Source organism: Phytohabitans aurantiacus, assembly GCF_027923225.1.
GTDB classification, from domain to species: Bacteria; Actinomycetota; Actinomycetes; order Mycobacteriales; family Micromonosporaceae; genus Phytohabitans; species Phytohabitans aurantiacus.
On sequence record NZ_BSDI01000029.1, the window covers coordinates 3,494 to 26,312 of the forward strand.

The 22,819-nt window shown below is 68.3% G+C and carries 21 protein-coding genes; 19 read left to right on the top strand and 2 right to left on the bottom strand.

Going from position 1 to position 22,819, the window contains the following annotated elements; translation table 11 throughout:
• Positions 1-130 precede the first annotated feature (130 nt).
• The 18 genes from QMG73_RS25760 to QMG73_RS25845 all read left to right on the top strand — a co-directional run bounded on the left by QMG73_RS25760 (position 131) and on the right by QMG73_RS25845 (position 19,340).
• Positions 131-925, top strand: coding sequence for a GPP34 family phosphoprotein (locus QMG73_RS25760; RefSeq protein ID WP_281899819.1), 795 nt, complete (start codon positions 131-133; stop codon positions 923-925).
• Positions 926-965: 40 nt separating this feature from the next.
• Positions 966-2,453 (top strand): APC family permease, encoded by a 1,488-nt coding sequence (locus QMG73_RS25765; protein WP_281899820.1) that lies wholly within the window; start codon positions 966-968, stop codon positions 2,451-2,453.
• A gap of 15 nt (positions 2,454-2,468) precedes the next feature.
• Positions 2,469-3,071: a GNAT family N-acetyltransferase gene (locus QMG73_RS25770; RefSeq protein WP_281899821.1), complete on the top strand. Its 603-nt coding sequence runs from the start codon at positions 2,469-2,471 to the stop codon at positions 3,069-3,071.
• A gap of 397 nt (positions 3,072-3,468) precedes the next feature.
• Positions 3,469-4,683, top strand: coding sequence for a radical SAM protein (locus tag QMG73_RS25775; protein ID WP_281899823.1), 1,215 nt, complete (start codon positions 3,469-3,471; stop codon positions 4,681-4,683).
• Between the two features lie 29 nt (positions 4,684-4,712).
• Positions 4,713-5,675 (top strand): hypothetical protein, encoded by a 963-nt coding sequence (locus tag QMG73_RS25780; RefSeq protein WP_281899824.1) that lies wholly within the window; start codon positions 4,713-4,715, stop codon positions 5,673-5,675.
• Positions 5,676-5,721: 46 nt separating this feature from the next.
• Complete coding sequence (locus QMG73_RS25785) at positions 5,722-6,396, top strand: HAD family hydrolase (RefSeq protein ID WP_281899825.1); 675 nt, start codon at positions 5,722-5,724, stop codon at positions 6,394-6,396.
• A 78-nt stretch (positions 6,397-6,474) separates the two neighbouring features.
• Positions 6,475-7,506, top strand: coding sequence for a hypothetical protein (locus tag QMG73_RS25790; RefSeq protein ID WP_281899827.1), 1,032 nt, complete (start codon positions 6,475-6,477; stop codon positions 7,504-7,506).
• Between the two features lie 293 nt (positions 7,507-7,799).
• Positions 7,800-8,987, top strand: coding sequence for a hypothetical protein (locus QMG73_RS25795; protein ID WP_281899828.1), 1,188 nt, complete (start codon positions 7,800-7,802; stop codon positions 8,985-8,987).
• Between the two features lie 36 nt (positions 8,988-9,023).
• Positions 9,024-9,197 carry a hypothetical protein gene (locus tag QMG73_RS25800; RefSeq protein ID WP_281899830.1) on the top strand — a complete coding sequence of 58 codons (174 nt, stop codon included), beginning with the start codon at positions 9,024-9,026 and terminating at the stop codon, positions 9,195-9,197.
• Positions 9,198-9,396: 199 nt separating this feature from the next.
• Positions 9,397-10,221 carry a DNA glycosylase family protein gene (locus tag QMG73_RS25805; protein ID WP_281899832.1) on the top strand — a complete coding sequence of 275 codons (825 nt, stop codon included), beginning with the start codon at positions 9,397-9,399 and terminating at the stop codon, positions 10,219-10,221.
• A gap of 567 nt (positions 10,222-10,788) precedes the next feature.
• Entirely contained in the window at positions 10,789-11,361 is a 573-nt protein-coding gene (locus tag QMG73_RS25810) for a GNAT family N-acetyltransferase (protein ID WP_281899834.1), read from the top strand.
• A gap of 246 nt (positions 11,362-11,607) precedes the next feature.
• Positions 11,608-12,540 (top strand): helix-turn-helix domain-containing protein, encoded by a 933-nt coding sequence (locus QMG73_RS25815; protein WP_281900087.1) that lies wholly within the window; start codon positions 11,608-11,610, stop codon positions 12,538-12,540.
• On the top strand, positions 12,537-13,949 hold the full coding sequence (locus tag QMG73_RS25820) for a S1 family peptidase (protein WP_281899836.1): 1,413 nt from the start codon (positions 12,537-12,539) through the stop codon (positions 13,947-13,949). Before QMG73_RS25815 ends, QMG73_RS25820 begins: the two co-directional genes overlap by 4 nt.
• 497 nt (positions 13,950-14,446) lie before the next feature.
• Positions 14,447-14,647, top strand: coding sequence for a DUF5999 family protein (locus tag QMG73_RS25825; protein WP_281899838.1), 201 nt, complete (start codon positions 14,447-14,449; stop codon positions 14,645-14,647).
• A gap of 135 nt (positions 14,648-14,782) precedes the next feature.
• Positions 14,783-15,271, top strand: coding sequence for a hypothetical protein (locus QMG73_RS25830; protein WP_281899840.1), 489 nt, complete (start codon positions 14,783-14,785; stop codon positions 15,269-15,271).
• 68 nt (positions 15,272-15,339) lie between these two features.
• Positions 15,340-17,391, top strand: a complete 2,052-nt coding sequence (locus tag QMG73_RS25835; protein ID WP_281899841.1) for a tetratricopeptide repeat protein — start codon at positions 15,340-15,342, stop codon at positions 17,389-17,391.
• 150 nt (positions 17,392-17,541) lie between these two features.
• Complete coding sequence (locus QMG73_RS25840) at positions 17,542-18,480, top strand: S1 family peptidase (RefSeq protein WP_281899842.1); 939 nt, start codon at positions 17,542-17,544, stop codon at positions 18,478-18,480.
• 182 nt (positions 18,481-18,662) lie between these two features.
• Positions 18,663-19,340, top strand: coding sequence for an NUDIX domain-containing protein (locus QMG73_RS25845; RefSeq protein ID WP_281899843.1), 678 nt, complete (start codon positions 18,663-18,665; stop codon positions 19,338-19,340).
• A 286-nt stretch (positions 19,341-19,626) separates the two neighbouring features.
• Here the strand turns inward: QMG73_RS25845 and QMG73_RS25850 are convergent, their stop codons facing one another.
• Positions 19,627-19,938, bottom strand: coding sequence for a hypothetical protein (locus QMG73_RS25850; RefSeq protein ID WP_281899844.1), 312 nt, complete (start codon positions 19,936-19,938; stop codon positions 19,627-19,629).
• A 322-nt stretch (positions 19,939-20,260) separates the two neighbouring features.
• On the opposite strand from QMG73_RS25850, the gene QMG73_RS25855 reads away from it, so the two are divergent.
• Positions 20,261-20,992 (top strand): CDP-alcohol phosphatidyltransferase family protein, encoded by a 732-nt coding sequence (locus tag QMG73_RS25855; protein WP_281899845.1) that lies wholly within the window; start codon positions 20,261-20,263, stop codon positions 20,990-20,992.
• Here QMG73_RS25855 and QMG73_RS25860 read toward each other — a convergent pair.
• The gene (locus QMG73_RS25860) at positions 20,961-22,811 is read right to left on the bottom strand and encodes a M28 family peptidase (protein WP_281899847.1); all 1,851 of its coding nucleotides are present in this window, start codon (positions 22,809-22,811) and stop codon (positions 20,961-20,963) included. The two genes, QMG73_RS25855 and QMG73_RS25860, sit on opposite strands and share 32 nt — an antisense overlap.
• Positions 22,812-22,819 lie beyond the last annotated feature (8 nt).

Genomic DNA, 22,819 nt, shown 5'->3' on the forward strand with positions numbered 1-22,819 from the left:
GCCGGCGGCATCACCGAACGACCGCGCATGGGGCAGAGGCCCGCACAGCTAGGGCACAGGGCTTCCGAGCCTCGCCCGGTGGTCAGCCCAACCGGGGGACGTATCTCGATGTCTGAGAAAGGAGTCCGCCATGCCGTCAGCGGTGCCAACGAGGCTCACTGACAACCTGTGGCTGGCGGCGCACGACAGCGTTGACGGCAGGCCCCACATCGGTGACTGGCCCTTGGCGGTCGGATTGGCCACCGGTCTGCTCGCCGAACTCGGCCAGTACCGGTACTGCGAACTGCGGCAGGGCGAACTGTTCCGCACGAACGCCGATCTGCCTGACGATCCGGCGCTGGCCCCGCTGCTGACCAAGATGGCTTCAGAGGAGCAGAGCCGTCCCCCGCTGCCACCGCCAACGGCCCGGGGGCGAGCACGCGCATCGGGAGCGGCCGAAGAGATCTGGGGCAGGCTGCCAGCGGCACAGAGTGGCCGGGTATGGCCGCCGCAGGCGCAGGATGAGCACCGGCACCGCAGGCAGGGGCACGATCTGCGCGAGTGGATGTCGTATCTCGCCTACGCGAAACGCGCCGAGGATCGGGTCATCGCCCGGCTTTCGCGGACGGGTCTGATCCGGCTCGATGAGCGCCGCAGGCTGCTGGGTGGCACGAAGGTGCGTTACGTGCCGTACGACTCCGTCGCCTCCGGAAATCCGGCCAACGCTATCAGCGCCGCATTGCAGCGCAACTTTGCCTTGACCACGTCCGAACTGCTCCTCGCGGGGCTGTTCCTGGTCACGGGTTTGCACCACTATGCACTGTCCACGCTGGCCCCCGAGGAGCGATCTCTACTGACGCGGCAGCTCGGCATGGGGCTGGATCCCATGTCGCGCGAACTGCTCAAAGCCGCGGACGCAGCCGTCGGCGAGGCAGCCATGCGCTAGTGCCGCCCCATCCCTGTCACCCTTTTCGGAGGAACCCACGGTGTCCGCAACATCCATCCCCTTGGCCGAGGCGACCAGCGTGTCCAACGCGCTGGCCCGCAACCGGCTCGGCCCGTTCGCGATCGGCTCCGCCATCGCCTCATCGGTGGCGCCGCTGACCGTCATCACGCTCGTCGTCCCCCTGGCGCTCGCCGCGACCGGCCTGATCGGCTTCCCCATCGCGATCGCCGCCGTCGCTGGGATCTTGATGATCTACGCGGTCGGGTACCTGGCGATGGCCCGGCACATCCCCAATGCCGGCGCGTTTTACGCCTATGTCGCCGCCGGCATCGGACGCCCATTGGGTGTGGGCACCTCGTGGGGCGCGCTGGCCACCTATTGCAGCTTCCAGCTCTGCTGCTACGGCGCGTTCGGCGCTGCGATCGGCGCCCCGCTGCTCACTTCCTGGGTCGGCTTCGACGTGCCCTGGTACATCCCGGCCTTCCTCGCCTGGATGCTGGTCGCTTTCCTGGGCGCGAACGAGATCAAGCTGTCCGGCTACGTCCTGGTCTTCCTGGTCATCGCCGAGACCGTGCTCGTCGTGGTCTACAGCGTCGTCATCGCGCTCGCCCCCGGCTTCGCCTTCTCCGCCGCCGCGATGAACGTCAGCGACCTGTCCGGGCCGATGCTCGGCGTCTTCATCGTCCTGGGCGCGACCTCGTTCGCCGGTGTCGAACAGTCGGTCGTCTACATCGAGGAGTCCAAAGACCCCCGGCGGACCATCCCGGTCGCCACCTACGTCACCATCGGCACGATCGGCGCGGTCTACATGCTCGCGTCCTGGGTCCAGATCTCCGCCGCCGGCCCGCAGCCCATCGACCGCGCGACCGCCGAAGGCGCCGACCTCTTTTTCAACGAGGCTGCCACCGTGCTCGGCCGGTCCGCCGTGACTGTCGGGAAGATCCTGCTTGGCACCGGCCTGATCGCTGCCCTGCTGGCGTTCCACAACGCCATCACCCGCTACGCCTTCGCCCTGGGCCGTGAAGGCGTCCTGTTCCGAGTCTTCGGCCGCACGACCATCAAAGGCGCGCCCCGCAACGCCTCCCTGGCTCAAACAGGGCTCGCCTTCGTCGTGCTCACCATGTACGCGCTCGCCGGCTGGGATCCACTGGTTCAGCTGTTCTACTGGGGTTCCACGGCTGGCGGTCTTGGTGTTCTGCTGCTCTACACCCTGACCAGCATCGCCGTCATCGCCTACTTCGCCCGCGATGCGCGCGGCGAGAACTTGTGGCAGCGGCTCATCGCGCCGTTTGTCGCGAGCGTGATCCTGCTCGGTGTCACCTACCTGGCTGTGGACAACCTGGCTGCCCTGTTCGGCGTCGAGCCTGGCACCGGCCCGGCCCGCGTCGTGCCTATCGCCTACCTGGTGATCTTCGCGGCCGGTACCGGCTGGGGTCTGATTCTCAAACGCAGGAATCCGGCTGTCTACGACGGCATCGGGCGCGGCACTCGCAGCGCGACCGCCTCCGGCCTGTCCGCCGTCCTCTAACCGAAAGGGACCACGATGACCACCGTCCCGGCCCTGCGCACCGCCGGCGAAGCCGACATCGACAATGTCGCCGACCTGATCGCCGACTCGTTCGACCACATCGACGTCATCCACTTCCTGGTGCCCGACCCGGACCTGCGCCGGCCGGTGACGCGGGACTGGTACCGCCTGTATGTCGAACACGCCATCGGCGGCGCCGGCCAGGTCGTCATGACCGCCGACGGCGCTGCCGCCGCGGTCTGGTTCGACCGCACCGGCGCGCCGAGCGAACCCGAGGACTACGACAAGCGCCTGGCCGAGCTGGCCGGTGAACACCTGGACCATTTCCAGCACCTCGACCGGCAGATGGAAGCCCGCCACCCGACCGACCCGCATTGGCACCTGCTGTTCCTAGCGGTGCGTCCCGACCGGTGGAGCCAGGGCCTGGGCAGCGCCCTCATGGATCACACCCACGCCCGCCTGGATGCCGAGGGCGTCCCCGCTTATCTGGAGGCCACCAGCGAGCAGAACCGCAAGCTGTACCGGCGGCACGGCTACACCGACATGATCCCACCGGTCATCGAGGTGTCCGCCGTCGCCCACCTCTACCGCATGTGGCGCCCCACGCAGAACCACTGACAACCGCGGCAACCCGGGCCGGTGATGCCGGCGGCATCACCCCAGAACCAACAAGGGGTACCGGCAGACGCCGACCACCCCATGATGGCCGCCTCCTGTCGGGGGTGGCGTCCGAGCCCGACGCCACCCCCGACCCCGGACGACAGGCAAACAGAAGCCCCAACCATCCCCACTAGCCACCACCGTATAAGAACACCCGCCATAGATGAGGAATGCCAACAAATGACTCCCCCCACGACCGTAGTGGTCAGCCGAATCCTGGAAGCCAGTATGACGGTTGAGGAACTCCTCGAAGGGCAACTGGAGCTAGGTCTCAATAGGGCAAAAGGCGGCGAACCCAGCTTCTCGCAGTGGGGCAAGGACTCTCCTTTTGTCAGTTGGGATAAGTGACAGCGCGGTGGAACTTCTCGACTCCCTAACGGACGGGTTCGGCATCGTACTGGTCCAGCCGACCACACGTTGCAATATCGACTGTGCGTACTGCTACCTGCCGGGGCGAGACCGAATCAACCGTATGCCAGTCGAGGTCGCTGAAGCTGTCGCGCATGGGATCGCGGCGCAAGGCGCGCCGCACGTTGTGGTCGGGTGGCACGCCGGCGAGCCGCTGGCGACTGGCCGCGCCTATTTTCAACAGCTTCTGCCTCCGTTCGAGGCGCTGCGCCAGTCCGGTGTGATCACGCACTCCGTGCAGACGAACGCCACCCTGATCAACGATCAGTGGTGTGACCTGTTCGCCGAATATGGCATAGCGGTCGGCGTTTCAATCGATGGCCCGGGGGCAATGAACTCGGCCCGCCGCGACTGGCAGCGACGCGACACCTTCGACCGGGCGATGCGAGGCATCACACTGCTGAAGGCTCACAAAATCCCAGTCACGGTTCTCACCGTGGTCACCGCGGCGACCGTTGACCGTCCGCAAGAACTGCTCGGATTCCTGGGCGAAATAGCCGCCGCGGTTGGCTTCCTTTTCGAGGAGCGCGACAACGCGAACTGTGACCGAGACCGGCCAACGGTCACCTTTGATCAGGCGGTGGCGTTCTGGAGGGAAGTGATCGCGTACCTGCGCTCCAATCCCGGCCTGCGTGTCCGCGAGATCGCGGACATCGCACGCTTCCTCAAATACCAGGAGCCGGCCCTGCGGCTGGATCTCATACCCACCATCGCCTTCAACGGCGACGTCGTTGTAGCAGGACCCGAACTCGCTGGCGCACCCGCACCCGAATACGGCAACTTCGTCGTGGGAAACGTATTGACCACACCGCTGCCCAAGATCATGGAGCAGGTCAGAAACGTGGACTACGTTCGCCGGTTCGCCACCGGGCTCGCCAACTGTAAAAGCCGCTGCTCGTTCTGGGATTACTGCGGCGGCGGATGCACCGCCTCCAAACGGTGGTTCGAGCATGGCCAACTCGAAGCCACCGAGACCACCTTCTGCCGCAACCGAATCCAAGCACCGGTCATGGCGCTGCTATCGGTAATCGAGGAGGAAGGGCTGCACGTGGACACCCTCGGTGGAACCACGAACGAACTACGGCGGATAGCAGGCGATGCCCGGCAGCGCCCGGCCGGATCGCTGGCGCCCCCTGTTCCAACACCAGGCGGCATCAGATAAACCAACCGGTCACCGCCAACCCCTAGTCCATGACCGCACCGGACGAAATCGCAGAACCTGAAGGAGCTTTTGTGGCCCGTGTCGGGGTTGCGTTGTTCAACTATGAGGACGGCGGCCGGACCGTCGACGGCGTGTACGAATTCGCCAACCTTCGACGGGCCTTCGCCGACGTGGACTCCCATCCAGCGTTGATCTTGTTCTGTGAGGCGAAGAACTACAAAGACCACGCGGGACAGGCCAAGTACGCCGCGGCTGAGGCGCTGTCGGACCAGCTCGGTGTCCCGTACGTGGTCGAGATCGGCAGTATGGCGCGTGGACCCTTGCCGCCGGCCATTTTCTACAACCCTAACGTGTTGGTCCTGCGCCGCTGGTGGAATGAAGACGATCCGGGCGTCTACGACGACCAGCGCAACATCGCCCGGTTCGCTGTGCGCGGCAGCGCACCGAACGCCGCCGACCGCACCGAATTCCTGGCCTGGGTCCACCACTGGGAACCGCTGTCCGGCGATGTTCGGCTCGAAGAGGCTCGGCGGGCAAGCCGCACCGGAGCGCAGAGCTTGCCGGTGATCGGCGGCGGTGACCTCAACGCCACCGCCTCCGGCAAGCACCTGCCGCAACGCGACTGGATGGCCGCTCCCTACAACGTCCGCAGCCACAAAGGCGTCTGCGGACCGGACGGACGGTGGGGGCCGGACACCCGCGCGATCGACTACCTCATCGGCGTCTGGGCCGAGGACCGCCAGGAGCGCCGGGACGGTTGCGGCCTACACGCGGTTGCCGAGATGGCCTGGCAACTCGACCGCAGCAGGCCGATCCTGCCGACCGTCAACGACGGCATCGACGCGTGCGGTGCGCTGCTTATCGACTGGCTGCTGGTCAACGACGCCATGAAGCCCCACGTCACCCCGGGCAGCTACCGGGTACACATTCCCGACCCCGGCCTGCCGTACCCCTCCGACCACCGGCTCGTCACCGTCGTGCTCGATCTCTGACCCCCGCGGCCCGTACGCAGCAGCCCTACCTGAGTTGGGAGCAAAGGTGATCACTATCGAGGCGGTCGTGTTCGACATCGGTGAAACGGTGCTCAACGACACTCGCGAGGCCGCCGCCTGGGCGAACTGGCTCGGCGTGCCCGCACACACGTTCTCGACGGTGTGGGGCGCGGGCCGCGCACGTGGCCTCGGCGAAGCCGACATCTTCGCGTACTTCCGGCCAGGCTTCGACGTCGACCGGGAGCGTCGCCTGCGTGAGGCCGCCGGCGCAGGCGAACGCATCGACGAATGCGACCTGTACCCCGACGCGCGCCTGGCGATGGCCGAGCTGAAGGGACGCGGCCTGCGGATCGTGGTCGCCGGCAACCAGAGCGCCGTCGCCGCTGACCTGCTACGGCAGCTCAACCTTCCCGCCGACGCCGTCGCTACCTCCGCCGAATGGGGAGTGCGCAAACCAGGGCGCGGCTTCTTCGACCGGGTCGTTGACCTGTGCGGCTGCGACCGGGCGGCCGTCCTGCACGTCGGCGACCGACCCGACCGGGACATCTGGCCCGCCCGAGACGCCGGCCTGCGTACTGCCTGGCTCCGCCGTGGCGTCCAGGGCTTCCTGGCCGCGAACGACGCCCGGGTGAGCGCCGCAGCCGAATGCGTCATCACCTCGCTGAGCGAGCTGGCCGACCTGATCAGACCGGCCCTCGTCCCCACGACAGCCCACACGTGACGCCCGCCTACCAAACACGCCCTCACTCATGGACTTCACCCAAGTCCGCGACCCTTAACCGTCCACAGGAGACCCTCGATGAGCCAGACCGCCCCGATCCCCAGCAACGACCACGAGGACAGCCAACCGACCGCCGCGCCCGACCGACTGTTACCTGAGGCACCACCACCACGCCGGCGGTCGAGGGCCGTGATCGCGACAGCGGCGGCGGCGACCCTCGCGTTGGTCTTCGGCGTGGCCGGCGGCATAGCCGTAGGCCGCACCAGCGGCCCAGCGGCACTCACAGATGCCGCTGCGGCCTCCTTGGCCGCCACCGTCTACCCGACGGGCTGTTCAACCGCTGAGGTTGACGTGACCCCGGGCGCACCGGCACCGATCGAGCAGCCCATCGGACCGACCGTCGTGCAGTTCCCCCACGACGCCGAGCCAGCCCGCCCGCACCTACAGAACCTGCACAGCCTAGTCACCGCGAGCCCACCTGACCGGCCCGGGTGCGGCCGGTATGTCTTCGTTCGGCTACGGCAGTGGGCAGCGGACACCACTGTCGGCCCCGACGGGATCGGCACCACGACGACGATGCGGTTCGAGCATTACCGGTGGCGGGCCGACGACCGCTCCGGCCGGGTCGTCACCCACCGTCAGGCCGTACCAGAGCCGACCATCACCAGCGAGGACTTCACCACCGGTGAACTGCCCGGCGCGATACGCGCGCCACTGAGCACTGATCCCGCCGCCCTGGCCGGCCAGATCAACGACGTCCAGCCGTGGCGGATGGGAGACCAAGCCGGCATCCGCGCCACCGCCGACATCTACGGCTGGCACGAACCGGACCGCGACCAGCGAGCCGCGATCCTCGCCGTCCTCTACGAACGCAACCTGCGATGGCGCGGCGACGCCGTCGACCGCGCCGGCCGGCCCGGTGTCGCTGTCAGCGTCGACAGCAGCAACGGCGCCACCCGGGACCTGCTCATCCTCGACCCCGCCACCGGCCGGCCGTTGGCCTACGAACTGGTCTTCCTCCGCAATCCCGGAAGCATGCGCGGACCGTTCCCCGCCGTTCAGGACTACGTGCTCTACCTCCACCACAACCGCCAGCCCAACCTCACCTAACCAACACCCCGGGGCCGCCCGCCGCCCATCCCCCGGCCCGGCGGGCCGGCCGGGGCCGAAGGCGCGCAGCGCGAGCGACAACTCGTTCAACGCCTCCGAACGCGCTGTCGCATCCCTGCAAACACCGTGCCGCGCCCTTCGGCCCCGGCCATCACCCCCACCAGTCCACCCCCGCAGGCCAAAACCCGTAATGAGGACTACTCCATGAACCGTGCAGCCTCCGAGAGCACGTCCTGCGGCGGCAGCCCCGCAGCCGCGCAGTACCGGAGCCGGGCGTGGCGGGTCGGTGAGTGATGGCTACCCCACCCGCACCGCCGACCGCCCCACCGCAGACCCCACTAGCCTCCGCGCCGTCCAGTGCGCAGGTGCAGGTGCTGGTGCCAGCGCCGAGGTGGCTGCTGCTGGCCAACCGTGCTGCGGGGCTGGTGCTGATCTTTGGTTGCTGCGCGGCCGGTGTCGTCGTCACCCTGTCGTGGCCGGGGCCGGTGGACACGGCCTGGACGCTGCTGATCGCCGTCTGCCTGGCCGCGCCCATCAGCGTGATCGGCCCGCCCTGGCGCTACCTCGTCACGCCCCGCACGCCGGTCACGCTCACCGACGCCGGGATCGACACCGGGACGGCTATCGTCCCCTGGGCAGATGTGTCCGTAGTGGAGACGGTGTGGGCGCCTGCCACCGGACGGCGGATCACCGTTCGCCGACGCGACGGGCGCACCGTGCCGCTGTGGATACTCACCGGCGCGGTCTGGCCGGACCGGCAGTTTGAGGCGAACCTTGCTCGGCTGGCGGGCTGCGCTCATGTCCAGAACCCGTCGATCACCGTGCGGCGGCACAACCTGCCGCGGCTCGTCACCGCAGCCATGCTGGTCCTGCTGATCCCGGCTGCCGCCTGGCGAGTCCAGGAGCACGGGCTGGTTGGGCCGTGGTCGGCGGTCGCGCCGTACACCACCGCCTGCGACCTGCTCACCGAGAGTCCAGGGGCTGCGCTCTGGCCAGCGGATTTCACCGTTCGAAGCGGCATGGTCGACGAAAGCCGCTCCTTCTGCACCTGGGAAACCCTGCCCGACCAGGCAGCGCAGACACCCCTGGATTACATGACGCTGTCGGTCACCGTGCACGGCTGGGCAGGCATGCACAGCCCTGTCGCTACCGCCGCCCACGATCACACGATCCGCGCCACTGTCGGCGCCAAACCGCTGCAACTGGGCAGGATCACCGACGACGCGGTCATCACCACCGGCCGCATGTCTGTGGAAGTGGCCGCCCGGCGAGCCAACATCACGTTGACCGTCCGGGTCACCTGTATCACCGTCGCTGGCTGCCCTCTGTACGCGGAGCACATCGCCGGCCAGGTCGCCTACTGGGCACTGATTGGAATCCGGCCCGCACACCCTGACGGTCTCAACCGCGACACCTGCCCTGGTGTCCTCTTTGGATTTGCTGCCCGGATAGCGGCGAGCATCCTTTGCCGCAGCCGGTGACGAAGGACGAGCAAACCCCTCTACCGAAGGAACGATGTGACGACGAGGACCAGAAGCCGCCAGTTCGCCCTAGCGGTCGTGACGGTGGCGATGCTGCTGGCCGGCACCGCCACTCCCGCGACGGCGGCCACCGGTGACCCGCAGCCCAAGCGACCCAACGTGGGCAGCTCACAGCCCGCGTACCAGTGGGCCCGCTGCGACCTTTGCTAAGGCCAGAAACCTCTAGCACGCAAGGGTTCTGGCTCCGGTAACGGAGCAAACCACAACGCTGGAGCCAGAACCCCGTTCCAAAACAAGCTATCGGCCGCCATGGAGGAGGCAATCGTGACCGGAACCAGCCACGCTCGGGTGCCGAGCCCAGCCGAGTTCTCGGCCCTCGTTGACGTGCGCGCCAAGGAGCAGACCGCGCATGGATGACATTGACTTCGTGATCAGCGAGCACGCCGCTTGGTCGCCAGCAATCGGCGGCGGACGGTTACGCGTGTTCCAGGTACCCGACGGCGCCCGATGGCTCGTCCACACAACCGGAAACACGTGGTCGCGGCACGCGCTCGGTTCGGCCGCGGCTGCGGCCGAACCGGTGTACGACACGTTCCGGCTTCCGGACGGCGCGCTGGAACAGATGCCCGAACTGGCCTCAGCACTGACCGGCCTGGGAACCGTGGCCAGGTTCAGAACCTCGAACCTTTGGGAGGCGATCGGCTCGGCCATCATCCGGCAAGCCATGCGGGCCGTGCACACCCACAACCTGTACCTGCACTTCCGCCAGAGGTACGGCGAGCCCATCGACCTACCCGACGGCGACCGGTACCTCCAGTTCCCGACCCCGCAGGCCATCCTCGCCCTGACCACCGAGCAATTCCACGCCGCCGGCCTGGCCTTCAAACAAGGCGTCCTGCGCGACGCCGCCACCGTCTACCTACGCCACGAACCACGATGGCAACAACAACCGCCGTACACATTGGTGGACCTGCTCCAGCAGATCCCGCGCGTCGGAAAGTGGACCGCCCTGGCCGCCGTCTGCGACTGGAGCAACGACTGGGCGCTCTTTCCACCTGGTGATCTGGCCATCCGAACCTGGGTACGCCGGGCTGCCCCATCGTATCCCTGGCCCACAGACGAACGCAGATTCGGCAGCCTCTGGCGCGCGTTGAACGGCCCCCACCTGTCACAGGCCACCCTCCTGACCCTGGCATGGGCAAACCGCCAAACGACCCAGGAGCCCAAACGGTGACAAGTCAAGGGGACCGCGCGGCCGCCGCGGGCCGCCGCGTCGAGCGCGGCATCGCCACACCCACGCGATCGCCGCCGACGTGGCCGCACACGACGAGATCGACCCGTACCTCGATCCGTGCGCCGGCCTGACGCCCTACCTAGCCAGGAGGTGATGCCGGCGGCATCACCCGGCCAACCGACAAACGATGTTGCGGTACGCGGAACCCGGGTCGAGTTCCTCCAACGACGTGGACGCGTTGCAGGCGCCGACGTTCGACGCCAGCGACTCGGATCGCCCCGCATCAAGCCGGCAGTCAAGGATGCAAAACCCCTTTTGGAGAATGATCATGACCACACCATGTGAAGCCCGAGCAAAGCGGCGATGGTCCCGCTACACCTCGCTGCTGGCCGCGGCAGCTGAGGGCCGGCGCGGTGTGTCACGCCGGGCTGCCACCATCGCCCGCGCAAGCCTCGCCGAGGTCCCTCGATGAAAGGTTCCGTACCGGGCCGCAACGACGACGTAACGGCGCGGACCGCTGAACACGCTGACGTAGAGGCGGTCGTAAGCGTGTTGGTGGAAACGTCTGTGGCCACCCCGGACGCGTATTGGCTCATCCCTGACAGGGGTGAGCGCAAGGCGGTGTTCGGCCGGTACTGGCAAGCGTTGGTGGATCCAGTGCTGTCGGGGCGGGTGGACGGCTGGTTCGTTGACGTCACTGACCCGGTTGACGCGGTCGCGGTGTGGCAGGACCACACACCCTCCCAGACCGCACAGTCGAATGTGGACGATGAGTTGCTGAACGCGGCGTACGGCCGGCATGCGGACCGGTTCCGTCTTCGGGAGGCGGTGCTAGCCCATCATCGGCCGTCCCAGCCGCATCGCGGCCTGGTGTGGATGGGTGTGCGCCCGGATCGGCAACGGCAGGGGTTGGGCAGCGCGCTGCTGCGGCACGCCCTGCGCAGCATGGACACCGACTCAGACGGGGCCGCCACGTATCTGGTCGCGGTCTGTTCGCCGGCCCGCGAGTTCTTCATGCGACACGGCTACCAACTGCACCAACCGGCGCCGCTGTTCCTCCCGGATTCCGGGCCGGCGCTGTGGCCGCTATGGCGTGATCCCATGCCAGCCGATCACCGCTCACCGCCGCCCAAGCACTAAGGCAGCAGGAGCAGTGACTGGGCGGCGGCGCCAAGCAGGTATCCAGCGTGCCCTATCAACTATGGACTGGCGGTGGTTGTCGTTTCCTGCGAGACCGGTGGGCCGAATCGTGGTGGAAAGGCTGGGCAAGAAACCGTGTTCACCGCCTGCGAACGCGTCGATCGCAACAACACAACCGGGCCTCGCGCTTCGGGCGCAGCCATCACAGCGAACCATTCCGCGACCAGTCGACAGGACAGCGCGCTCATGAGCCCATATGACCAGGCGCAACGGCTCGGATGGTCACCAGGGCGTGAACCAGCTGATCCGGCAGCCGCGCGGCGAACGTTGTGCCACGAGCTTCGCCGGGCTCGCTCGGATGCCGGCTACACCCGACGGCGGGTGTGCGAGGTTCTGGGTTGGTCGTTGGCCAAGCAGCAGCGGATCGAGACAGGACAGGTCGGTCTGTCGCCGACCGACCTGCGCGCGTTGCTGGACATCTACGGTGTGCACGACCGCCAGGCCCGGGAACGGCTGGAACAGATGGCAGCCCGATCCAGACGCGAACAGTGGTCGGCGTTCCGGCAAGTGCTGACCGCGCAAACCCGCGCCTACCTGAACTGGGAGGGCGTGGCGTCACGGCTGCGGCACTACGAGCCGCTGCTAATACCGGAGTTGCTACGTACCGAAGCCTACGCCTGGGCGGTGATCCGGGCGCTGGCGCCGCCGGACACGCCGCAACGGTTGATGCGTCTGCGGTTGGAGGCGTGCCTGGCTCGGCAGGCCGTCTTGGACCGAGACGATCCGCCCAGCCTGTACTTCGTGATCGAACACAGTGCCCTGTACCGACCGGTCCGTGCCGGCAACACCAGATGCCCGGTCATGACCGAACAAGTCCAGCGGCTGTGCGAACTCACCGACCGCCCCAACATTTCCATCCAGGTGCTGTCGCCGCGGCTGGGGTTGCACCGCGGCTTGGCCGGCCCCTTCACGCTGCTGGACCTCTGCGGCGATGACAGCGTCGTCTACCTGCCCGAGCGCGCCCATCCCGCCCTGACCACACCAGATGACGTCGCGGACCACGAGCGCGCCTTCGTGGACCTCGCCGCTGCGGGGTCACCACTACAAGCCAACGCCAGGGCCCCCGGCCCGCACGAACTCCAGCCGATCCCGCAGCACGCGAAGGTGACCACTCAATGAACCCTCTACCGGTCGTAACCGTCTACGTTGACGACGGCGTCTGCGATGGACAACAGCGCAACGTCGGCAACGACTTCGCTGCGGCGCCGCGGACGCAACGTTTCGGCCATCGACGGCATCGGGCAGTGCTGATCATCACGCTCGCCGTGACGGTCGTCGCTGCCGCCTGCCAAACGCCGACACGGGCACCGAACCAGCCGCCGACGACCCCTCGATCGGCGGCAGGCGACGCCAGCCAGCCGTACCCAGCAATGGCCTCACTGGCCAAGAACAAACCGGAAGGTTGGCGACACGCGTGCGGCGCCGCAACGCTGACCAGCTGGTATGTAGTGACGGCCGCGCATTGCGTCACGAACGACACCGGAGGCGTGCTTGACCCGGCCGGCATGCGGGTCCGCACAGGGACCGCGACCTGGGCCAAGGGCGGGCAGACCGTCGGCGTCGCGGCGATCAACGTCCATCCACGCTGGCACCGGGAACTGAGCCCGCCGCGCGCCCACGGCGACCTGGCGCTGCTGCGCCTGGCGACCAAGGTCGACGCCGAACCGCTCCCGATCGCGTCTCACGTCCGCGAGTCAGCACCGACACGACTGCTGGGCTGGGGTGCCAAACCCGACAGCGACGCGGCGTTGCTACCGGATGGCAAGGCCCCGCCGACGGACGTCCTGCACGAGTTCGACGCGGTGACGGCAACACCACAAGTGTGCGCCGACATCAAGATCACCGACGGGGAGATTTGCGTGCAACACCCGGACGGTGCCGTGCCCTGTTACGGCGATTCCGGCGGCCCCGTCCTGCAGCACGTTGACGGCCGTTGGCATCTGATCGGTGTCATCAGCCACGGCTATGACCCTTCAAACGATCCGCGATGTCCTCGGGTAGCCCCGCTGTCGGCCAACACGGACCTAACCGACCAGGTCTACCGGTCGTGGATCCGGCAGATCGCATGCACGCCAACGTTGACCGATTCCGCACCCTGCCGGAACCACCCGGTCGGGCTGATTACCGATGCCGCAGCGGCCTTCTCGCCGGCCACACCTACTTCCAACGGGCTGCACAACCGCCAAGTCCGACTCGCCCACCTGCGACCGATACGCATACCTGCCCCCGAGGGCCGCCGATACCCACCGTCGGATCCGAAGGCTTGGACACCACAGAGGACACCGACGTCTGTCAACGAATTGTCAACGTGGGCCGACGTGGCTGGCCGACATTCATCCGTCTGCGGTCAGCTGGTCGCTGAAATGAGTCGGTGCGCTTGCAAACACGTCAATAGCGCTGTCGCATGCCGAGGTGCGGGGTACCGGTCGCAAGGGCCAGTGCTCCGCTGGGCCTGCCGCCGCTTGGGGTCCATGCGCGTCGTTCTGTTGATCCGTTGTGCGGCCGAGGGAAACGGGAGGCAGCCATGATCCACGCCGGTCAGGCGCGGTCGACTCCTGCGTCCACCGGCGGCCTGCCGCCGAAATCGCCGTCTGGCATGGTATGGCCTACGTCGTCCGGAGCGGACCATCTGGTGTGTCACCGTCGGCTGTCTACGGGAGACCCGGTCACGAGGTCTTCGGCATGCACACTGATTGAGCGGCGGCTGGTGGGCAACCGTGGTGAGCACGCGGTCCTGGTCCTGTCCGTGGAGGGTAGCGGTCTACGGGGTTTCCGGCACGATGCTCGTCGCCCTGGACGAGCTCGGCATCGCCGTCAGTTGCTGACGCCGGTCATCGACACCGGGACCGTAATGATCAACGTCGCCCAATGGTGAGCTGAAGTCCGCTAAAGCCTCACCGCAGGCGGCGGCCCCGCGCTCATGCCCGCCGTCACGTCGTGCACCGATCACGCGCGAAGGCTGCACTCGCTGGGTGCATGACCGTCCGAAGGTTGTCGTTCGTCAAGGCTTCACTGGAGGTGTCCTATGTGCACCCACCAACCGTCGTGCCCGTCTGCTGAAGCCGTCGACCGGGAAGCGGCTCGCGTGGTCGCGTCCTTTCCCGAACAGGGTTGGAGCCTGCTGTGCAACGGCGTGATTGCCTTCGACGACACCGGCGAACTACTGCCTGACGGCAGATCGATCGCTGCGCACCGCGGACCTGCGCGGCACGCCCTCGCCCGCTAGGCGCCGCGCCGCAAGCCGACACCTCGTACGCCGCACCGCCACCCATACACAGGAGGAACGGTTCTCTATGCCCCGTCGCGTACCGGCATCCGTTGATTCGAGATGGAACACCGCCGCCGCAGCGTCCATCGCGTCATGGCAGGGACCCAGGCCGCGATCTGCCGCGGTGACCATGCGCTCGACGATGAGGGGCGAAGCTCCATGATGGACGATGCGGTGCTCGGCGCCATTGCTGCGGCAGTCGCTTCGCGCACAGTGGAAGGAGTAACGGATGCCGGGCGGGCGGCGTTTTCCTCGCTGATGCAGCTAGTGCGCCGCAAGGTGGACGCTGCACCTTCCGGGCAGGCTGTGCTCGATGCGGCGCTAGCTGATCCCGCGGATCGGGCGCGTGTGGACGCGCTGCGTGCCCAGTTGGCCAAGTCGGTCGCCGGCAGCCCTGTCTTCGCCGGTGAACTGGCCCGACTGTGGCAGCTCGCCCAGCCGGCCAATCAGGCCACCGACGGTGGTGTGGTCAACCACGCCGGCGGAACGGTGAACGGACCCGTGGTACAGGCCCGGGACATCAGCGGCGGGGTCGCCTTCGGGGCAGGGGATTCCGGCCACCTGCGGGGGGCCGGCTCGTGACAGACGAGACCGCCTCTGCGGCTTCGCCCGTTCGTAACGTCCACGACGGCCACACGTACGGTCCGGTCGTGCAGGCCGGCGCTATCCACGGCGGCGTGCACTACCACGAGCCGGCGGCCAACAATCATCCACGGCCTCGGCAGCTTCCCGCCGAGCCGACCCGCTGGGTTGACCGCGAGGACGAACTGACCGAACTGGACACCGCGCTCGGCGACCTTGGCCAGCGCCGCCCGGTGCTCGTACTGACCGGGCTCGGCGGTGTCGGTAAGTCCGCGCTGGCGCTGCGGTGGGGACACCGGCACCGCCCGATCTTCCCGGACGGGCAGCTCTACACCGACCTGGGCGCGGCAAGTCCCAGCGGCCCGCTGCCCTCCGGCGAGGTGCTGGGCCGCTTCCTGCGCGCCCTCGGCGTCCCGCCGCGAGCGGTGCCGGTCGACGAGGGAGAACTGGCTGGTCTATGGCGCACCCTCAGCGCCGACCGGCGACTGCTGATCCTGCTGGACAACGCAGCTTCCGCCGCGCAGGTGCGGCCGCTGCTACCCACCGGCGTCGACAGCGTGGTCGTGGTGACCGCCCGCACCCTGCTGGACGGCCTTGCCGTCGACGGCGCCCGCTTCACCCCCGTACAGCCGCTGCCGGAGCCAGCCGCGGTCGCGCTGCTGGAGCTGACCGTCGCGGACCGGCGAGTCATCGACGAACACGACGCCCTGCACACGCTGGCCCGGTTGTGCAGCGGCATGCCGATCGCGTTGGGCGTGGTCGGCTCCCGGCTGGCCATCCACCCCAGGCGGCCGGTGCGCCGGCTCGTAGACAGCCTCACCGACCAGCGCCACCGCCTTGACCACCTGTCCATAGGAGACATCTCCGTGACTGCCGCCTTCGACCTGTCCTACAAAGCATTGAGCGACACCGCCGCCCGCTGCTACCGACTGGTCGTCGGGCTGCACCCCGGGGCGGAGTTCACCACCGCTCTCGCAGGAGCGGCGCTCGACCTGCCCGGCCACCGGATCTCGACCGTGCTGGACGAGCTTGTGCTGGCGAGTCTGATCAGCGAGGTCGCCGAGGACCGTTACCTGTACCACGACCTGGTGGGTGTGCACGCGCGCCGGCAGGTCGCCGACGATCCGGAAAAAGACCAGGCCCGCCAACGGATCCTGACGTCGTATCTGGCCGCCGCCCACACCGCCGACACGATCCTGACCCCGTACCGGCGCCGCCCCAAGATCCATGTGTCCCCGCTGCCGCCGGACGCGGTGGTGCGCATGACCGGCCGGGACCAGGCCCTGGACTGGCTCGAAAGCGAACGACCGACCCTGGTCGCGGCCGTGCGGGTGATGTGCGACACCTACCCCGCGCTGGTTTACACGCTCGTGGACGCAATGTGGCCGCTGTTCCACTTCGGCCGCCACCACCCCGACCGCATGGTCGTCGACGAGGTCGCCCTGGACTGCGCCCGCCGCATCGGCAACCCCGCCTTCGAGGCAGCCGCCCTGCGCCGGTGGGGACTGGCGCACTACGACATCGGTCAACTCGACAACGCCGCCAGCCTGTTCCAGGACAGCCTTCTGATCGCGGCGCGGGTCGACGGGCTGCAGCACATCCGGGCAGGGGCCTTCGCCGGCCTGGGCCTGGTCGCCCTCGCCGCGCAGGACCCGCAGACCGCCATCCGCTACTTCACCCGAGAACTCGAAACCTGCACCAAGGCACAAGACACCCGCGGCATCGGCCTTGCCCAGATACGGCTAGGCCGCGCCCACCGCCTAGCCGGCCACCGCTCAGCGGCGATCACACACCTGACCAAAGCACACACCATCCTGGCCGAGCTGGCCGATATCGACCCCTACAACGGCGCCCTCGCACGGATCGAGCTCGGCCGAGCCCTGGCCGACAACGGGCGACCCGAGGACGGCTGCACCCAAATCGAGCACGGCTTGCGGGAGATGACCGAGCTGCGCTCACCCAGAGGCCGCGCGCAAGCGCTCCACGCCCTGGGCGAGATGGCGGCTGGGGCCGGCGCGTCCAGCAATGCCGTGCACTACCTGACCGAAGCCCAGCACCTTTACGAGTCGGTCGGTGACGCCGAGGTCGCCGACGTGCGGCGCCTGCTCCAGAAGATTTAGCCAATCACCGGCAGGTGACCCCAGCACCCGAGAAGGTCCGGCCCAGCACTACCCGCCTTCCAGCACGCCTGCCCCAAGGCTTGCCGCCCGAGGCGGCGAGCCGCGCGCCGCGACCGCGGCGCGCGGACCCCACCCTTCGAAAGGAACCTGTTGACCACCCGATCGACAACCCGAGCACTCAAGGGCGTTTTCGGCACCGTATTGGTGGCCGCGATGGTGACCGTGGCGGCTCCCGCCGGTGCGGACCCCGGCGGGGAACCGGTCACCCCGATGATCATTGGCGGTGACCTGGCGACCGAAACGTACACCGGCATGGGATCGCTGCAACGCAAGGCCGACCAGTGGCACTCCTGCGCGGTCTGGCTATCCGACCTCTCACCACGACACGCGATCACCAACGCCCACTGCGTCACCACCTACCCAACCTCGACGCCCCGGGACGCGAGCCTGTACCAGGTGCGGTTCGGCTCCAACAACCGCCTCGACGGCGGCAAACTCGTCGGCATCAAGAGGATCCTGCCGCACGCAGCGTGGAACTGGGGCGCCGGCACCGGCGCAGACGCCGACATCGCCGTGCTGGAACTCGACCAGCCGGTACGACTCAAGCCGTTCCACATCCCCACCCGAACCCCAGCCCCGTCAAGCAAACGAACCACGGTACGGGCCATCGGCTGGGGGCTGACCTCATGGCCAGGATGGACCGGCCCGGCACCGGTCGACCTGTCCCAGCTCACCATGGACATCGTCGACCCGAGCAGCTGCGCGGCGGCCGACATCGGCGTGGGCGAGATCTGCGTGATCGGCCCGGATTCGGCAACCGGAATCTGCTTCGGTGACTCCGGCAGCCCGGTCCTGCAACGCTCCCGACACTGGGGTACCCGCTGGGACGCCCTCGGCGGCTTCTCCCGCGCCGTCGACGAGCAGACCTGTACCGGCGCCGCCGTCATGACCGACGCCGCCTACTACCGCACCTGGATCCGCACCGTCATCCGCACCGGCGTCGTACCCCCGGCGCCCGCCCACGCGACCAGCATCAGGTCGAACACACCAAACCCCATCTACCAAAGGGCTAACCAGCAAGCCGGCTAACCATCCGGGAACGACAACCTCTTGGTCCCGGCCACCAATCAGGGGCCGGGACCAAGAGGCACCGAACCGGTCATCCACCCAGCAGGCCGCCAGCCCGGCCGCCGGGGAGGCGGCCCGGCCGTCCCCAGAGCGCACTGCGCCAGCCCTACCAGCGCCCCGCACCCAGCCAGGAAGAGAGAGCAATGCCAGCAGAGGTCGAGACGTTGTACACCCACGGCCGGGTCACGCTGCGCGCCATCCGTGAGCCCGAGGCCGGCATCGGCGGCTACGTGTTCGCCGAGTGGTACGGCGGCCAACCCGTGATCGCCGTGCTGCCCTACCGCCACAGCCCTACCGGGCTGCAACTGCTGCTCACCGACGAACGCGTCCCGTGCTGGCCCGAGACCACCCTGTCCGCCGTCACCGGTGCCCCGGAACAGACCGACCCCATCGACGACGCCGTCCGGGAACTTCAGGAAGAGACCGGCTTCCACCTGGATTCCAGCCATCTTGTCACGCTCGGCTGGTGCCGGGACAGTAAAGGATCCTCCACCCGCTACCAGATGTTCGCGGCCAACGTCACTGGACTCGAGCCCGGACCACGCACCGGAGACGGCAGTCGCCTGGAAGCCGAAGCCACCTGCACCTGGATCACCCTGCAGCAACTGCCCGACGTGCGGCACAGCATCGCTCACGTCCTCACGATCCGCCTCCTGGCCCACCTCGCTGCCGAGCGACACGCCGTGTTCGCGGAGCCCTTCTCACGCCCGGCCCTGCCACCGGACGGCGTCACACCAAGCCGGACCGGCATCTGGCCTGGCGACCCAGTTCCCCGGCGATCTGCACAAGCTGGTCCATGGTCTGCAGGAGCGGAACGATGACGTGGACCGGCTCGATCCGCACATCGGTCGTCAGGCAACGGGCCAGATCGCTGGCCGCGTCGTGGAGCCGACGGCCAACCGGGTCGGGTCGGCGTCGCTCACGTGATCACGTCACGCGTCCGGGTGGGCGAGGGTGTGTTTCTTCTTGAGGGAGATCATCCAAAGCCCTGGCCAGCGGTAATGCGACGACAGCGGCGTCCGGGAGGGCGGCATCTATCCATGTACGTCGCTTGCGGCTGTGGCCAGCGGAGAAGCCGACCTGCTGCCATGATCACCGTCGCGCAGGTCACTCCAAGAGAAACGCACCCGGTGGGCGACATGTGACAGGCTCGGCGGGCCGCCTCCGTCGCGCAGCGAGGTGGCTGTCCCAGTGCAACGCCACGACCGCGACCAACCCGATCGCCGCCACTGAATAGGTCCAACCACCCGCCCAGATCAGCAGCGGCAACAGCGTCGTCGTGGCCGCGGTGAGCACCAGCAGTGGCCACACCATCCACCTGTGCCCGGCCGCGCCGCGGGTCATCGGCCAGATCAGCACGGTGGCGCTGAAGCCCACGACGCCGGTCGCCAGGTGGAGCAGCAGCAACCGGTCGTTCATGCACCGGACGCTACCGGCCCGTAACCGAGGGTCTGTATAGGGCGGCCCGGTCTCACCCTTCAGAGTGACCGGATGATCACCGAATGGCCGACCGGCCCTCGCGCTGACCAAACGTACCGATCGCGTCGGATGCCTGGCGTGCCAGGGCATGACACGCACGGCACCCGCGCAAGGGGGCATCGCCGGGCGTGCGACAGGCAGCCGCGTGGGGGCGAGTCGCCCGTACGGTGTCGGTACGATTAGCCGACCCGGCCGCACCTACTCATGTAGGGACGAAGTGGGCATGCCCTTACGCCATCAGTCTGCCCGGGAAGGATCATTCGTGATCGACGCTGTGTCAGCCATCCGCACGCCTACGGCGGCCGATTACCGCCGACTGGCCCGGCCTGCCGGGCTGGTGACGAATCTGGTCAGCTATCCGGTCGCGTCGAGGTTGTGCGTTGTTGCTGCTAGGTTCCGGATTCGGCCGACCGCGTTCACGCTGGCGAACCTGGTTTTGGGTGCGGGCACGTCCGCAGCGGTGATCGCTGCGGCGCCGGTGCTCTCCGGCGGCGGATCTGCGGCGGTGGTCGCTGGCGTGCTGGCGTGGCTTGGCTGGCAGATCGCCTACATCTGCGACTGCGTCGACGGGCAGCTCGCGCGGGGAACTAAGGTGATCAGCCCTGCCGGCGGCCGACTTGATGTGTTGTGTGACATCACCGTGCAGGTCGGTGTTGTCGCTGCTGTCGCCGCGGTCGTGCAGGCGTCCACCGCGGTGCCGGGTTGGGTGGTCGCGGTGTTCGCCGCGACGTGGATGGTGAACATGGTGACGTCGGTGATGGACAAGCAGGGCGCCGGGTCGAGCCTGGTCGCGTCGAGGTCGGTGCCGGTGCGGCTGATCAAGGTGGTCCGTGACTACGGCTTCATGGTCACGCTGATTGCCGTGGTCCTGATCGTCCGCCCGGCGGCGATGGTGTGGGTTCTGGGGTTCTTCGCGGTGGTGAACGGCGCTTTTCTGCTGATCAGTGTTGCCAAGGAGGGTGTCACCGCATGGCGGGAGGGTCCTGCCCGATAGCGGGGTGCTGGCTGAGGACTTTGGTACGGACCCAGCCGGCGGCGGTCATCGTCGACAGGAACACCTCGGTGAATTGAATGCTGATCGGGATGCCGGCGGCGGCTGCGGCCGCGGTGCGAAGCTGCTCGGGGGTGCGTGTCCCGTCGATGGCGTGGGCGAGCGCGACGGCTGCGGCGTACCGGTCGCCGCCAGCGCCGAGCAGTTCACCGAAGGCGGCCCGACGGGTGGGGTCGACGGCGGCGAGTAGGTTGTGCAGGTTCCATGGCCCGTCCCACAGCGGCTCAATGGCCGGGGTGCCCGCCGGGGTGGTGTGGATGGTTGCGCCCAGGAGCCGGCCCGCGATCTCCACAATGGCGGCTGCGGACAGTTCGATGTCAGGTGCCGCTGGGGGAGTCCAGCGGGCGAGGGTGTCGTAGGCGCTGGAGATGGCGTCCCGAGCGGCCTGAGCGTCCATGGGGTCCCGGTTGGTTACCTCAGCGAGCCGGGTGAGGTCGAGGCGGCGCATCGCGGCCAGGATGTCGGTGGTGGCCGCACCGGTGCATAGCGCGGTGGTGGCGGCGGCGACCATGGCTGTGTGCCGGTGCAGGTGTTTGGCCGACAGCGTGCTGACGGTGTCGCGTGAGCTGTGGTGCAGGCTGCTGGGGCCGCATGTTAGGTGTGCGCCTGGGATTGCGATCTTCGGGTCGCTGAACAGTAGGTGATCACTTGCGCCGACGAATGGGACGACCATTCGGGGATGCCGGCTGCAGGTCGACGCGGTCGAGTAGGAGATGACCGGTGGGTCCGCCGCGTCGGCGGCGGCGTCGAGTGCTGCGGCGAGCGGGGATGGTACGTGGTCGGCGCTGCGTTCGATGGTCAGGACTGCGCCGGTCTGGGTGGGGTGGGCGCCGACCATGTCCACGCTGATCACGAAGTCCGGTAGCGGCTTCGCCGATTTCAGGCGTTCGTGCAGCCATGCTGCGGTGCCGACCATCTCGGGCGCCCACAGCAGTTCCAGCCGTGGCCGCCGCTGGGCGGGGAGGGCGGCAGCGGCTGCCCCGATGGATAGCAGGGCGGCGACGCCGGAGGCGTTGTCGTCCGCGCCGGGGCCGGGGTGGCACAGGTGGGCGATGAGCAGTGCGGCCGGGCCGGGTGCGGCGCCGGGTACGACGGCGTGCACGACCGGCATGGCGGCGGCCGGTTCATGCTCGGCGTGCACGGTGAGTTCGGTGCCTGGTCCTGTCGCGCGTAGGCGGGCGGCCTGCTCACCGGACAGTGACATCGCGACCAGCGGGCACCTGTCGGGGATTTCGAGCCGGTCGACGCGGCCGGGGTCCGGGGACGCGGATTCGACGCCGACGGCGGCTGCGCCGGCTGCGGTGAGGCGGTCGAGCAGCGCGGGGATCTTGAACCGTGGTGTCGGCGGGACCAGCACGAACGCTCTGGTGAGGTCGGCCTGGCTCGGTGCGTCTGCGGCGAGTGTGACCAGTGGCGTGTGCATCCCACCGGTGGGGGTGGAGGCGCTGCCCCGGGCGAGGATCATCGGGCAGGTGGCGTACTGCGCGATCAGGTGGTCGCCGAGGTGCAGGCTCGCCGCGACCGGTGAGTTGGCGGCGGGAGCGGTGAACTGCCACCAGCGGGACGTCGGCGCGCCCGGCGGGTGCCAGGCGACGGTGACGTCGAGTCCAGCGTCGGCCGCGAGACCCTCGACGACGGTGGCGGCGCGGGCCAGGCCGGTGCTGCCTTGGAGCCGGTCGAAGGCCACCGCTGCCACGTGGTCGAGCAGCACCTGCGGCCTGATCGCCTGCTGGTAGAAGTCGGTGAGGTCCCGCATCGACATGTTGGGGT

What these genes read in the sequence shown, in the direction of transcription:
- QMG73_RS25825 (WP_281899838.1), top strand. Translation starts at nt 14,447, where the DNA reads ATGTGCACCCACCAACCGTCGTGCCCGTCTGCTGAAGCCGTCGACCGG.
- QMG73_RS25780 (WP_281899824.1), top strand. Translation starts at nt 4,713, where the DNA reads ATGACCGCACCGGACGAAATCGCAGAACCTGAAGGAGCTTTTGTGGCC.
- QMG73_RS25850 (WP_281899844.1), bottom strand. Translation starts at nt 19,938, where the DNA reads ATGAACGACCGGTTGCTGCTGCTCCACCTGGCGACCGGCGTCGTGGGC.
- QMG73_RS25820 (WP_281899836.1), top strand. Translation starts at nt 12,537, where the DNA reads ATGAACCCTCTACCGGTCGTAACCGTCTACGTTGACGACGGCGTCTGC.
- QMG73_RS25860 (WP_281899847.1), bottom strand. Translation starts at nt 22,811, where the DNA reads ATGTCGATGCGGGACCTCACCGACTTCTACCAGCAGGCGATCAGGCCG.
- QMG73_RS25815 (WP_281900087.1), top strand. Translation starts at nt 11,608, where the DNA reads ATGAGCCCATATGACCAGGCGCAACGGCTCGGATGGTCACCAGGGCGT.
- QMG73_RS25795 (WP_281899828.1), top strand. Translation starts at nt 7,800, where the DNA reads ATGGCTACCCCACCCGCACCGCCGACCGCCCCACCGCAGACCCCACTA.
- QMG73_RS25830 (WP_281899840.1), top strand. Translation starts at nt 14,783, where the DNA reads ATGGCAGGGACCCAGGCCGCGATCTGCCGCGGTGACCATGCGCTCGAC.
- QMG73_RS25845 (WP_281899843.1), top strand. Translation starts at nt 18,663, where the DNA reads ATGCCAGCAGAGGTCGAGACGTTGTACACCCACGGCCGGGTCACGCTG.
- QMG73_RS25770 (WP_281899821.1), top strand. Translation starts at nt 2,469, where the DNA reads ATGACCACCGTCCCGGCCCTGCGCACCGCCGGCGAAGCCGACATCGAC.
- QMG73_RS25760 (WP_281899819.1), top strand. Translation starts at nt 131, where the DNA reads ATGCCGTCAGCGGTGCCAACGAGGCTCACTGACAACCTGTGGCTGGCG.
- QMG73_RS25805 (WP_281899832.1), top strand. Translation starts at nt 9,397, where the DNA reads ATGGATGACATTGACTTCGTGATCAGCGAGCACGCCGCTTGGTCGCCA.
- QMG73_RS25790 (WP_281899827.1), top strand. Translation starts at nt 6,475, where the DNA reads ATGAGCCAGACCGCCCCGATCCCCAGCAACGACCACGAGGACAGCCAA.